Below are 11,169 nucleotides of genomic sequence, written 5' to 3' on the forward strand. Positions count from 1 at the left end.
CAAAAGCCTACTTCAGGGAGGACCACTTTTCAGGGGGCAGACCAGTCCACAACGCCTGGGTGGTCGCCATCGGCAACCGCCACGACATGGCCGCGGCCGCCGAGACGATGATCCCCTTCGATGCAGCCATGGCGGAGGTCTACGCCGCCAAGGCGGACGTCGATCCCGAGATCGCAGCAGAGTGGATGGACAGCGAACGCTGGTTCACGGGCCCGGAAGCCGTCGAGGCCGGGCTCGCTGACGGGTTCCTGGCCGCCGATGTGACCCGTGATGGGGGCGTGCAGCCCGAAGCCCCGAGCGCCCTGCGCCGGATCGACACGCTGCTCGCCCGCCAGAACCTTCCCCGGTCGGAACGCCGCGCGCTCCTGGCCGAACTCCGCGGCACGCAGGACGCTGCCGCGCCCGTCACGCCGCGCGCTGACGACGACTGGACCGCCCTCGCGCGGTCCCTCATCCAGACGCTCACCTGAGAGGTAATCCCATGACCATGATGTCCCACCCTGCGCGTCCGCGCGGGATCGTCGCCCTGCGCGCTGACGCCGCCAGCGGCGATCCGAAACAGATCTTCGCCGAGCTGCAGAAGAGCATCGAGACCTTCAAGGCCGAGCACGCCGCCCAACTGACCGACCTGCGTAAGGGCCAGGAAGACGTGGTCCGGGCCGATAAGGTCGACCGCATCAACGCCGCCGTCGGCGAGCTGCAGGCGGCCATGGATGCGCAGGCCGCGCAGATCGCAGCCCTGCGGATCGGTGGCAGCGGGATGGCGGCCGGCCCGGTCGATGCCGCCTACACCGACGCTTTCCGCGCCCACTTCCGCAAGGGCGAGGTCTCGGCTGCACTGAACAAGGGTGCCGATGCCGAGGGCGGCTATCTCGCGCCGGTCGAATGGGACCGCACCATCACCGACAAGCTGGTCGAGGTCTCGCCCATGCGCCAGATCGCCTCCGTCCAGACGATCTCCGGTGCAGGCTTCCGCAAGCTCTTCTCGGCCCAGGGCTTCGGCTCGGGCTGGGTCGGCGAGACCGCCCCGCGGCCGCAGACCAGCACGCCGCAGTTCGGGCATCTCGACTACACCCCTGGCGAGATCTACGCCAATCCGGGCGCCACCCAGCAGATGCTCGACGATGCCGCGATCAACCTCGAGCAGTGGATCGCCAGCGAGATCGAGGCCGAGTTCGCCTACCAGGAGGGCATCGCCTTCGTCGCGGGCGACGGCGTCAACAAGCCGTCGGGGGTTCTGACCTATGCCGAGGGTGGATCGAAGGCGACTGCCCACCCTTGGGGGGCGATCCCGACCATCACCGCCGAGAGTGCGACGGCAATCACCGCCGACGAGCTGATCGACCTGGTCTACTCGCTGCCCGGTCAGGCGGCGCAGAATGCCCGCCTGGTCGCGAACCGCAACACCTTGGCCAGCATTCGCAAGCTGAAGGATGGCCAGGGCAACTATCTCTGGCAGCCCTCCTTCACCGAAGGGCAGCCGCAGAACGTGCTGGCCTATCCCGTGACCGAGATGGCGGCCATGCCGGACGTCGCCCCCGGAGCCATGCCACTGGCCTTCGGCGACTTCCGCCGCGGCTACCTGATCGTCGACCGCACCGGTGTGCGGGTGCTGCGCGATCCCTTCACCAACAAGCCCTATGTCCACTTCTACACCACCAAGCGGGTGGGCGGGGGCCTGCTCAATCCCGAGATGCTGCGGGTCCTCAGGATGGCCGCAGCCTGAGCCAAGCAGCCCGGCGGCGCACGCCGGGCGCTCACCTCTTGTCCGAATGGAGGCCATCATGGCTGTGAAGAAGACTGATGCCGCATTGAAAGCCGATGCAACTGCGACCGAGAACGGCACCCACGGTGTCGCTGATCCTGCGCCGGCGGCAGCGCTTGAGGACACCTCGGGCGCGATCATCGAACCCGCAATCACTGGCGCCGTCGACGTGAGCCACGAGAGCGCCGATGCCAATCCGCGCGCCGGAACCACGGCCGCGCAGAACGCCATTGACTGGAACGACCCCAACCGGGTGCGCCCCGATGAGGCCGCCTTCACCGGACAGGGTGTCGACCGCGCCGTCTATGGGAAGGCCCAAGACTGATGCGGCTGGTCCTCGTCACCCCACCGGCCGCACCGCCGATCATGCTGGCCGAGGTCAAGGCGCATGCCCGCGTCTCGCATGATGACGAGGATCTCCTCCTCCAGCATTACATCGACGCGGCCACGGCCTGGCTCGACGGCCCGGCCGGGATCCTCGGCCGGTGCCTCGTCACGCAGACTTGGCGCGCGGAGTTTAACGCAGTCACCGGGCCTATCCGGCTGCCGTTTCCTGATACCGTGATCGACAGCGCCGTATTCACCGATGCCGAAGGGGGCGAGCTGATCCATGCATTCGAGCTGCAGGATCAGCGCCTCCTGCTGCGTCCGGTCTCAGGCTTTGGTCGACCCGCCGCGATCACCTTCACCGCCGGCTACGGCGCGCCGACCGATGTGCCGGCCGCCATTCGCCAGGCCATGCTGCTGCTGGTCACGCAGTGGTACGAGCATCGGCAGGTGACAGGCACCGGAACCGCCTTGCCCTTCGCCGTCGATGCGCTGCTCGCGCCATTTCGCAGGGTGCGCCTGTAATGGACGCGGGGCGGCTCAATCAGCGCGTCACCTTCCAGGCCTACGTTATGATCGAGACCGACATGGGTGGCGTCGTCGAGGGTTGGGAGGATCGCTTCGCCCTCTGGGCCCATCTTCGCTATCTGCGCGGCTCTGAAGCCGTCATGCAGGCGAGACTCGTATCGAAGGCGCCGGTCATCATCACCGTGCGGCGGTCCGCACGGAGCGAAAGGATCACCTCGGAATGGCGCGCAGTGGTCGGCAGCGTGATCTTCGATCTCAAGGAAGACCCCCGCCCCAGCGAGGATGGCGGGTTTTTCGAGATGCTGGCGGAGGCGTGATCAGACTACGCTAGTCGGCGTGCCGGAACGTCGTCCCGTCGGACGGACCGGCGACTTCGCAAGCTTGCTTAGCCGATCCGGCGTGGCAAAGGACGGCTCGATCGCTCCTGAGTTCAGCTACTTCCTGATCGTATTGCGCGACAGGCCGGTGCGACGCGCGATCTCGCGTATCGGCAACCTCTCCCGCAGCCGCAACCTCCGGATCACGTTCAAAAGTCCCATGTGGATCACACCGTAAAACCTCTCCGCTCTCCGCGTCGGGGAAGGGTGACATGGGTCAAATTTCAATGGAAATTATGGGCCTGATGACCTGGGCATCGGCTGGTCCTGAGATCATGGCCGCGCCCGGATCGGCCGTGCCCCAGCCATTGCCGCCTGCCTCCGTGCACGCCCTCAAAAGGCGTCGCCCGCCTCCCGCGACCGACCTTCCGGCCGGGCTGCGGAAAGCCGCGAGCCGCTTGCGCCCAAGCGCAACAGAAGGGTGATTCCGGCATAGGCAAACGCGAGAAGCCAGAGTTGGCGGATGAGGGGCGCCAGTTCGGCCAGTCCGGCCCCCATCTGGGCGCTGCGGACATAGCCCTCGATCATCGCGGTGCTGGGAATGGCCTGGGCGGCGGCTCGCAACAGGGGCGGCAGCGATTCGATGGGCCAGGAGAAGCCTGACAGGAAGAACAGCGGCATCCCCAAGGACAGAAGCACCATCTGCACGATCTCGGCACGGCGCAGCACGGCGGCCACGGCCTGCGCGAGGAACCCGACCGCGAGCACGAAAGGCACCCCCAGCGTCGCCAGCGCCGGCAGATGGCCCAGCCAGGGCAGGCCATAGGCCCAAGGCAGCACGACCAGATACATCGGCAGCAGCAGCGCATAGAGGCCCAGCCACGCCCCCGCCCGGCCCAGCATCCGCCACGGCAGCGGATCGGCCGAGGGCGCACGGCGCGTGGCGACAAGGCCAAGGCCCATCATCATTGTCTGCTGCAGGATCAGCACGAAGGCCGCGGGCAGGATGTAGGTGGCATAGCCGCCGGCCGGGTTGAACAGCGGCACTTCGACCAGTGCGATGGGGCTGGCGCCCGACAGGGCCTCGGTGCGGCTGGTGCCGGTGGCCAGTTGGCGCGCGACCTGCACCTGCACGCCGGTGGTGCGGGCAGGCCCGGCGATGCCGGTCAGCGCCTTCTGATACATCAGGAAGTAGCTCGCGTCGGCATAGATGGCGATGGGGCTTTGCCGGCCGCGCAGCAACTCGCGCTCGAAGCCTTGCGGCACCAGCAGGATGCCATAGGCGCGGCGTTCGTGGACCAGCCGCTCGGCCTCTGCCATGGTCGGCGGGCGGGCGACGACGGCCACCGCTTCGCTGGCGTCGATGTCGCGCGCAAGCTGGCGCGAACCGGCCGAGTTATCCAGATCGACCACCGCCACAGGCACCTCGCGCAGCAGTTCTGGCCGGTAGGGATAGGGATAGATCACCGCATAGATCGCCAGCGACACCACCATCACCGACAGGATCTGCGGATCGCCGAAAATCGCCGCAAGCTCGGCCCGCAGCGCGCGCAGGATCGCCTTCATGCCGTCCTCCTCGCCGTGCGCGCCGTGGCGGGAGCAAGCGCTGATCGCATCCGGTCAAGGCGCAGCAGCACGATCAATCCCAGTGCGACGGCAATCGCCAGAAGGTAAAGGACAGGCCAGACGGACAGATCCATGGGGGTCGCGCGCAGCGACTGGTCGATGCGCAACTGAATATACCAAGTGCCGGGGATCAGCGCGGACCACGCCTGCGCCAGGGGCGGCATCGCCTCGCGCGGGAAGCCGATGCCCATGTAACCCAGCGCTGGCGCCAGGATCACACCCACGAAGCTGATCGCGCGGGCGAAATCGCGCGTCAGAAGGAAGCAAAGCGCCCCGATCAGCTGGCAGGCAATGATGAACAGCGCCGCCCCCACCCCCATCAGCAGCAGCGAGCCGCGAAGCGGCACCCCGAGCCACCCGTAAAGCCCGACGTCAGAGATGCCGAGGATCAGCATGAACAGGAAGGTATATGGCAGCAGCTTGCCCAGCATTGCGGGCAATAACCCGCCTGCCAGCCGTGGCAGGACGCGGGCGTGGCGGCCCGGGCCGAAATCCAGCGATACCGCATAGGTGGTTGCGGCGGCAGCCATCAGCTGGATCACCGCCGGCATCAGCGCCGCCAACAGGAAGTCGACATAGTCGAGGGTGGGGTTGAACAGGGCATGCGTCTGCAGCGGCACGGGCTGGGCCGCCGCCGTGGCCTGCAACGAACCGGCCCCTTGGGCTTCGCGCAGGCTGACGCTGAGGCCCGCCGAAGCGGCGGTGACGGCATTGCGGGCGCCGCGGGCGATGACCGACCCGGCGCTCATGTGCTGGTTGTCGTAGAAGATCACAGCTTCGGGCCGGGCGCCGCGCAGCGCGTCGCGCTCGAAGCCCGCGGGCAGAAGCAGCGCGCCGCGCGCCCGGCCCGACAGGATCAGCGAGCGCGCCTCGGGCAGGCTGTCCGCCCGGGCGGACACCTCGACGTCAGGGGTGGCGTCCAGCATTCGCACCACCTGCCGCGAGAGGCTGGAGCGGTCCAGATCGACCACGGCGACTGGCAGGTTGGTGGCAACTCCGGAGCGGAAGACAAAGGCCAACAGGACGCACAGAGCCAGGGGCAGCAGCACCGTCAAGCCGATCAGCGCCGGGCGGCGGCGGATCAGCCGGAACTCGCGCCGGATCGCCGTGACGAGACCGCTCATTCCCCCTCTGCCTCCGCCGGCCGGATCAGGGCGGACATGCCGGGGCGGAGCCCCGGAACCGGCGTGGCGGGGGCGGCGCGGACCTCGAAGCTGCGCAGGTCGAAATCACCCGTTGCGCGGGTCGCCCGCCAGCTGGCGAAATCGCCCTGTGCGTTGATCAGCGTCACGGCCGCATCAATCTCGGCATCCAGTGCCGGCACCTGGACCCGCAGCCTGTCGCCCACCTTCAGACCGCCCAGCAGGTTCTCGCGGATGTTGAAGGTGAACCAGGTCCCGTCCAGATCGACGATGGTGAACAGTGGCGCGCCCGCGCCCACGTTCTCGCCCAATTCAACCATGCGGCCGGTCACCTGTCCGCCTTGCGGGGCGGTGACGTTCAGTTCGTCGATATTGGCCTCGGCCTGCCCAATCGCGGCGCGCGCCTGATCGACCTGGGCTGCGGCCACGGCGCGCTCCTCGGGGCTGGCGCCGCCACGGGCCAGGTCCAGCTGCGCCTGCGCGGCCTCGACCTTGCGTTCGGCCGCGGCAAGGTTGCGGGCGCTCTGCTCGATTACTGCCTGCGAGCGGACGCCGCGCTGTTCCAGCGCCTGATCGCGGGTCGCGGCTTCCTGCGCCAGTTGCAGGTCAGCCTCGGCCGCGGCCAATTCGGCCTCGCGGGCTCGGATGATTTCGGGCCGGGTCGCGCCGATGGCGGTCTCATTGCGCTGCGCCACCACCAGTGCGGCCTAGGCGGCTCCCAGGTTTGTGGTCAGTTGCGCGTTTTCCAGCCGCACCAGCAGCGCCCCCTGCTCGACCCTGTCGCCCACATCGGCGCCCAGTTCGACCACGCGCCCGGGCACGCGGGCGCTGACATCGACCCGTGGCGCCTCGGCCTCGCCCTGCACCAGCATGGCGACGGGGCGGGTGGCGTACCATACCAGCCCCGCGACCAGGGCCGCCAGGATCAGCAGGACGACATAGGGCAGCACCCGGGACCGGGGTCGGGCTGGCTTCGAAGGGGGCAGGTCGGAAGAGATCGAGGTCATGAGGATCCTTGTGGTTTATTGCCGCGCCCGCATGGATAGCCGGGATCGCCCTTGCGCGCCACCATAACGTCGGGAGCGGGGCAACGGTGCAGGCTCTGCCGCCCTGCGGCCGGAGAGGCGCCTTGCCCTCTGCTCAAGGCGCGTCGCGGCATCGGCCAGCCCTTGCCTCGCGCCGGGGAAAACTCAGGTCTTGCAGCCTTGAAGCAGGCAGGACGTGACGCGGCGTCGGCATGAACTTTCCGATGGATGTCGCGTTAGGCGGCCAAGCGGTGACAGGCCCGCCCTTGATCTCGCAATCCAATCATGAGCGGATCGCAAACGGAGTCGCAATGGATATTGATTATGCCAGGTGGTCCCCGGATCTGGAGGTCCTGCAACCCGACGAGGCGCGGCTGACCGACGAGATCGTGTCGCAGATGGGCGCGGCCAATCTGGCGGCATTCGACCGCCACCGCCACGCGATCCGCGACGCCCATGCAAAAAGCCACGGCTTCCTGAAGGGCAGGCTGAGGGTCCATGACGACCTGCCCGCGCATCTGCGTCAGGGCATCTTTGCCGAGCCCGCCACCTATGACGTAATCGCCCGCCTGTCATCGGCGCCCGGAGACATCCACAGCGACGAGGTTCCCGCCCCCCGTGGCTTTGCGATCAAGATCCTGGACGTCCCGGGCGCGCGCCTTGCCGGAGAGGAGCCGGGCCGGAATCAGGACTTCCTGATGGTCAACTTTCCCGTTCTCGCTTTCGGGACGGTGCAGAAATACAAGAAGATGCTGGGCTTGTTGGAAAAGAATGCAAACGCCCCAGACTTCTTCCAGCGCATGGTCGCGGCCGCCACTCGGGGAGCCGAGGATGTCGTCGACGTCTTCGGCCGCGAACCCGGCGCAACCCTGCAGGGGCTGGCGCGCGACAACGCCAATCTGCTGGGCGAAACCTATCACACCCAGGGCGCGCTTCGTTTCGGCGACTACATCGGCAAGATTTCGCTCGCGCCCGCGTCCAAGAATGTCCGCGCGCTGACGGGCAGGATGATCAAGGACGTGGACTTCTCGACCATGCGCGACCTGGTGGTGGACTTCTTCCGCGACCAAGGCGCCGAATACACGCTGCGCGTCCAGCTTGCGACTGACCTCGACAGGATGCCTATCGAGAATGCGGCCGTGCAGTGGGACGAGGAGTCCTCGCCCCAGCAGTCGCTGGCGAGCCTGACCTTCGAGGCGCAGGACGCCTTTTCGCCCGCGCGGCGCGTCTATGGCGACGACGTGCTGCACTTCAACCCGTGGCAGTGCGTCGAGGCGCACCAGCCGCTGGGTTCGATCAACCGCATCCGGCGGGCAGCCTACGCGGCATCGACGCTGCGTCGCCACGAACTCAACGCTGTCGAGCGGCATGAGCCGGCAACGCTCGACGAGATCCCCGACTGACGACCGCGCCCGGCCCAGCAAGCCAGAAGGAGCCGTGCAATGGCCCAGAAGCACGAGACGAAAGACAAGCCCGAAGGCGCGAGCGCCGGCCCGGTCCAGACCGGCCCCGACCCGCGGCTGGAGGATGAAAGCAGGTTGGCCGAAATCCGGCGCAAGATCGAGGAGGTCGCGAGCGATGCGCCGCAACTGGCCAAGATCGCGCTCGAAGCCATGGTCCGCCGCCACAATCCGGAACTGAAGGGCACGTCGCAGACCGCCGGGCGGGCCGGGCGACAGTCGGGCAACGTGTCGGAACTGACCGCCTTCGCCCCGCTGAAGCCCGGCGGGGCCGAGCGGCTGCGCCGCATCTTCAACCTGACGAACGGCAACTTCGATGGCGCGCAGCGCGTCTCGACGCTGCACGACATGCGCTTCGTCTTCTTCGACAATGACACAAAGATCCTGTTCGCCACCACCTATGACGGCGACTGGGACGCCTATATCAACGATTTCGCGACCAAGATCCCCGAACTGATGGACCTGCTCTTCCAGTCGGTCGAGGGCTGGCCGGGCATTGCCGACCCGTCGGTCAAGGACTTCATCGCCAAGCACCAGATCGACGCCGCCGGCTGGTTCGTCGCCAACCCGCAGGTGACGGTCGTGGATGTGCGCCGCCTGCAGCGCATGGAAAAGGCCGTGAACGAGATGATGGACGAGGTGGCCGGAACCGACCTCGACAACAGCGGCCCGAAGGCGCTGAAAGCCTTCCTCGACAAGATGTCCCAGCCGAAGGGGGTGGACTACTGATGGCCCTGCTCTCCAGCCTCCGCAAACGCTTCCGCCGCGACCGGGTCAAGCTGCAGCTTGACGACATCCAGGGCCTGATCCTGCGGTCGCGCCCGGAGCCATATGTAGGCATCCATGCGATGCTGCATGTGGACGATGCCAGTGGCGGGCGCGACCTGCTGGGCCGCCTGGCCGAGCACGTCCCCTCGGCCGAGGACTGGACTGACGAGATGGAATCCTGGGTCGGCGTGGCAATCAGCCACGAGGGGTTGAAGGCGCTCGGCCTGCCCGAGGAGTCGCTGTCGAGCTTTCCGCTGCCCTTCCGCCAAGGGATGGCCGCGCGGGCCGAGATGCTGCGCGACTTCGGCGAGAACGCACCCGAGACATGGGAGGAGCCCTTCAAGCCTGGCACGCTGCACATCGCGTTGACCATCTTCGCCGCCGACGAGGCGGCGCGCGACAAGGCCGTGGGCAAGGCCATGGCCGAACTTGAGCGCTCCAGCGGCGTCACGCTGGTCGCCACCCATGAGTTCGGCGCGGACGAGGATGCCGAGAATCCCTTCGGCTTCCGTGATGCCATCGCCCAGCCCAACATCGCGGGCAGCGGCGTGGACCCGCTGCCGGGCGACGGCCCGGCCATCGCCGCGGGCGAGTTCATCCTGGGCGAGAACAGCGAGACGGGCCAGCCTCTCGGCGTGCCGCAACCGCCGGAACTGGGGCGCAACGGAACCTATGTCGTCCTGCGCAAGTACAACAGCCGCGTCGGCGCCTTCAACGACTTCCTGCGCGAACATGCCGAGAGCGAGGAGGCTCAGCACCTGCTCGCGGCCAAGATGGTCGGCCGCTGGCGCAGCGGCGCCCCCCTGATCCTGTCGCCCGACCACGACGACGAAGCCTTGGGTGCCGACCCCGAACGCAACAACGATTTCACCTTCAGGGACGACCCGAAGGGGCTGCTCTGCCCTTATTCTTCGCATATCCGCCGACTGAACCCGCGCGACAGCAGCATGACGATCCTGACGGATGTGAACATCAAGCGCATCATCCGCCGCCCTTCAACCTTCGGCCCCAAATGGACATCCGATGTCACAGCCGCGGATGACGGCAAGGACGTCCGCGGGCTCTTCTTCATCTTCATCAGCGCGCGCGCCTATGACACGATCGAGTTCCTGCAGCAGGAGTGGATCAACCGCGGCAACTTCATCGACCTCGGGGAAGAACTCGACCCGATCGTGGGCCTGCACGAAGAGCCGGGCACGTTCACTATCCCCGACGAACCCGCCCGCCGCCGTGTGAACGGCGTGACCACTTTCAACCGCCTGCGCGGCGGAGAATACATGTTCATGCCATCGATCTCGGCACTGAAATGGATCGCGAAAGGAGGGTGGGTCGGTTCCTGATCCGCTTTCCGGCCCGTCTTCGCCAAGCCTCGCCCTGCTTCAGGCTGAACGCCTTCTGCGCCTCGGTGAACTTCGACGCCTTCATTGTCGTCAGCTCCTCTCGCAGCGGGCGAAGGTTAGCTGAAAAGTCCACTTTCAAACGGTCCTGTTATCAGGGGGCAGAGCACCTCCGGTCCTCGCGCAGTTTCGGCGATGCGAATTGCAGACGCTTCATCACCCTCAACACTATATCAGCGAGCGTGTCGGGATCGTGGCGGCCGCTGTCAAGAATGCGGGTCTCGTGCGTGAGGCTCGCCTTAGCACTTAGGCAGGACTCCACCTGCGCTAACCGCCAGGTTCGGATCTGTTCATTTCTCGACTCGTCAGGATGCATGCTCTGCCCGACGATACGTTCGCACAATATCTCCCGGTCGACGTTCAAATAGAAATGAATGAAACTTGAATCGATCGATCGGACAGCGGAAAAGATCTCGTCGCGATGCGCTGGGTTCAGCAAGGTCATCGGCACTGCAATGTCCTGAGGATAATGGTCGCGTAGCTCGGCAATCGCCTGAACTGTAAGCCGACGCCAAAAAGGCAGGTCCTGATAGTTTCCGCTAGGTGGCATCGCCACGACCGTCTTGACGACGTAACCGATTTCCTCAGGGTCTAAAACGAGCAGGTCGGACCGCTTTTCGCACAGCCTTGTGGCGAGTGTGGTTTTGCCTGCGCCGAACGGTCCATCGATCCATATAATCATTGTTTCTATCGCTCCGCAGCGCTGCCAGCGCCTGTGAAACCAGACTCCGCGAATAAAACGTCGAACTGTTGTTCAGGTCGGACATCCTTAACAGGCTGCTGATTTAGTCAGGACTGGGCGGAACGTTTTCCT

The 11,169-nt window shown here is 66.5% G+C and carries 13 protein-coding genes and 1 pseudogene; 8 read left to right on the plus strand and 6 right to left on the minus strand.

From position 1 onward, the window contains the following. The 5 genes from ELI80_RS13825 to ELI80_RS13845 all read left to right on the plus strand — a co-directional run. Positions 1–470: ATP-dependent Clp protease proteolytic subunit (locus tag ELI80_RS13825; RefSeq protein ID WP_201740643.1), on the plus strand; the 470-nt coding region annotated here is incomplete at its 5' end. An 11-nt stretch (positions 471–481) separates the two neighbouring features. Beyond that, positions 482–1,726 carry a phage major capsid protein gene (locus ELI80_RS13830; RefSeq protein ID WP_136652594.1) on the plus strand — a complete coding sequence of 415 codons (1,245 nt, stop codon included), beginning with the start codon at positions 482–484 and terminating at the stop codon, positions 1,724–1,726. Between the two features lie 58 nt (positions 1,727–1,784). After that, on the plus strand, positions 1,785–2,090 hold the full coding sequence (locus ELI80_RS13835; RefSeq protein WP_136652595.1) for a hypothetical protein: 306 nt from the start codon (positions 1,785–1,787) through the stop codon (positions 2,088–2,090). Further along, positions 2,090–2,617, plus strand: coding sequence for a head-tail connector protein (locus ELI80_RS13840; RefSeq protein ID WP_136652596.1), 528 nt, complete (start codon positions 2,090–2,092; stop codon positions 2,615–2,617). Before ELI80_RS13835 ends, ELI80_RS13840 begins: the two co-directional genes overlap by 1 nt. Further along, positions 2,617–2,937: a head-tail adaptor protein gene (locus ELI80_RS13845; RefSeq protein ID WP_136652597.1), complete on the plus strand. Its 321-nt coding sequence runs from the start codon at positions 2,617–2,619 to the stop codon at positions 2,935–2,937. Before ELI80_RS13840 ends, ELI80_RS13845 begins: the two co-directional genes overlap by 1 nt. 120 nt (positions 2,938–3,057) lie before the next feature. On the opposite strand, the pseudogene ELI80_RS13850 reads toward ELI80_RS13845, so the two are convergent. The 5 genes and pseudogenes from ELI80_RS13850 to ELI80_RS16225 form a co-directional block, all read right to left on the minus strand. Continuing rightward, positions 3,058–3,159, minus strand: a pseudogene (locus tag ELI80_RS13850) (winged helix-turn-helix transcriptional regulator); the annotation flags it as partial. A gap of 171 nt (positions 3,160–3,330) precedes the next feature. Next, the gene (locus tag ELI80_RS13855; protein WP_136652598.1) at positions 3,331–4,503 is read right to left on the minus strand and encodes an ABC transporter permease; all 1,173 of its coding nucleotides are present in this window, start codon (positions 4,501–4,503) and stop codon (positions 3,331–3,333) included. Then, complete coding sequence (locus ELI80_RS13860) at positions 4,500–5,687, minus strand: ABC transporter permease (protein ID WP_136652599.1); 1,188 nt, start codon at positions 5,685–5,687, stop codon at positions 4,500–4,502. Before ELI80_RS13860 ends, ELI80_RS13855 begins: the two co-directional genes overlap by 4 nt. Next, the gene (locus tag ELI80_RS13865; RefSeq protein ID WP_201740644.1) at positions 5,684–6,400 is read right to left on the minus strand and encodes an HlyD family secretion protein; all 717 of its coding nucleotides are present in this window, start codon (positions 6,398–6,400) and stop codon (positions 5,684–5,686) included. The genes ELI80_RS13860 and ELI80_RS13865 overlap by 4 nt, the downstream gene beginning before the upstream one ends. 12 nt (positions 6,401–6,412) lie before the next feature. Beyond that, positions 6,413–6,712, minus strand: coding sequence for an HlyD family secretion protein (locus tag ELI80_RS16225; protein WP_201740645.1), 300 nt, complete (start codon positions 6,710–6,712; stop codon positions 6,413–6,415). Positions 6,713–7,041: 329 nt separating this feature from the next. Here ELI80_RS16225 and ELI80_RS13870 point away from each other — a divergent pair, with 329 nt between their 5' ends. Genes ELI80_RS13870 through ELI80_RS13880 form a run of 3 tightly spaced genes read left to right on the plus strand, consistent with a single transcriptional unit; the run spans position 7,042 to position 10,298 of the window. Next, positions 7,042–8,133 carry a catalase family protein gene (locus tag ELI80_RS13870; RefSeq protein WP_201740646.1) on the plus strand — a complete coding sequence of 364 codons (1,092 nt, stop codon included), beginning with the start codon at positions 7,042–7,044 and terminating at the stop codon, positions 8,131–8,133. Between the two features lie 39 nt (positions 8,134–8,172). Next, positions 8,173–8,919 carry a hypothetical protein gene (locus ELI80_RS13875; protein WP_201740648.1) on the plus strand — a complete coding sequence of 249 codons (747 nt, stop codon included), beginning with the start codon at positions 8,173–8,175 and terminating at the stop codon, positions 8,917–8,919. Further along, complete coding sequence (locus ELI80_RS13880; RefSeq protein WP_136652600.1) at positions 8,919–10,298, plus strand: Dyp-type peroxidase; 1,380 nt, start codon at positions 8,919–8,921, stop codon at positions 10,296–10,298. The genes ELI80_RS13875 and ELI80_RS13880 overlap by 1 nt, the downstream gene beginning before the upstream one ends. Before the next feature lie 151 nt (positions 10,299–10,449). On the opposite strand, the gene ELI80_RS13885 is transcribed toward ELI80_RS13880, so the two are convergent. Beyond that, the gene (locus ELI80_RS13885; protein ID WP_136652601.1) at positions 10,450–11,037 is read right to left on the minus strand and encodes an AAA family ATPase; all 588 of its coding nucleotides are present in this window, start codon (positions 11,035–11,037) and stop codon (positions 10,450–10,452) included. Between the last annotated feature and the right edge of the window lie 132 nt (positions 11,038–11,169).

It is taken from the genome of Paracoccus aeridis, from assembly GCF_004923205.2.
GTDB classification, from domain to species: domain Bacteria; phylum Pseudomonadota; class Alphaproteobacteria; order Rhodobacterales; family Rhodobacteraceae; genus Paracoccus; species Paracoccus aeridis.

What these genes read in the sequence shown, in the direction of transcription:
- ELI80_RS13830 (WP_136652594.1), top strand. Translation starts at nt 482, where the DNA reads ATGACCATGATGTCCCACCCTGCGCGTCCGCGCGGGATCGTCGCCCTG.
- ELI80_RS13835 (WP_136652595.1), top strand. Translation starts at nt 1,785, where the DNA reads ATGGCTGTGAAGAAGACTGATGCCGCATTGAAAGCCGATGCAACTGCG.
- ELI80_RS13840 (WP_136652596.1), top strand. Translation starts at nt 2,090, where the DNA reads ATGCGGCTGGTCCTCGTCACCCCACCGGCCGCACCGCCGATCATGCTG.
- ELI80_RS13845 (WP_136652597.1), top strand. Translation starts at nt 2,617, where the DNA reads ATGGACGCGGGGCGGCTCAATCAGCGCGTCACCTTCCAGGCCTACGTT.
- ELI80_RS13855 (WP_136652598.1), bottom strand. Translation starts at nt 4,503, where the DNA reads ATGAAGGCGATCCTGCGCGCGCTGCGGGCCGAGCTTGCGGCGATTTTC.
- ELI80_RS13860 (WP_136652599.1), bottom strand. Translation starts at nt 5,687, where the DNA reads ATGAGCGGTCTCGTCACGGCGATCCGGCGCGAGTTCCGGCTGATCCGC.
- ELI80_RS16225 (WP_201740645.1), bottom strand. Translation starts at nt 6,712, where the DNA reads ATGACCTCGATCTCTTCCGACCTGCCCCCTTCGAAGCCAGCCCGACCC.
- ELI80_RS13870 (WP_201740646.1), top strand. Translation starts at nt 7,042, where the DNA reads ATGGATATTGATTATGCCAGGTGGTCCCCGGATCTGGAGGTCCTGCAA.
- ELI80_RS13875 (WP_201740648.1), top strand. Translation starts at nt 8,173, where the DNA reads ATGGCCCAGAAGCACGAGACGAAAGACAAGCCCGAAGGCGCGAGCGCC.
- ELI80_RS13880 (WP_136652600.1), top strand. Translation starts at nt 8,919, where the DNA reads ATGGCCCTGCTCTCCAGCCTCCGCAAACGCTTCCGCCGCGACCGGGTC.
- ELI80_RS13885 (WP_136652601.1), bottom strand. Translation starts at nt 11,037, where the DNA reads ATGATTATATGGATCGATGGACCGTTCGGCGCAGGCAAAACCACACTC.